Source organism: Verminephrobacter aporrectodeae subsp. tuberculatae At4 (assembly GCF_000193225.1).
Taxonomy (GTDB): domain Bacteria; phylum Pseudomonadota; class Gammaproteobacteria; order Burkholderiales; family Burkholderiaceae_C; genus Acidovorax; species Acidovorax aporrectodeae.
On sequence record NZ_AFAL01000854.1, the window covers coordinates 1 to 279 of the forward strand.

Sequence of the window (279 nt, forward strand, 5' to 3'; positions counted from 1 at the left end):
AATCGCCGAGCTGCGCGCGGCTGCGGTCCAGGAGTTCGCGCGTCTGCGGCTGCTCGCTCTGGAAGAACACGTGCGCCGCATTGCCCGACAACGACACCGAGACTTCCACGGGCTGGCCATCGCGGTCGAGCGTCAGCTGTGCATTCCAGGTTTGCTGCTCGGCCCACCAGGTCACGGGCTCTGCCGCCGGCGCTGCGGCCAGGCCCGGATGCGCGAACGGCCCCGCGCCACCGACCGGGCCGGGCGCTGCCCAGGCGCTGCCCGGGCCGGCGCCGGACC

Annotated in this window: 1 protein-coding gene; it reads right to left on the bottom strand. The window is 74.2% G+C overall.

Translation table 11 applies throughout. The annotated features are described in order from the left end of the window. Positions 1-279: flagellar hook-length control protein FliK (locus VTU_RS0121920; RefSeq protein WP_010109041.1), on the bottom strand; the 279-nt coding region annotated here is incomplete at both ends.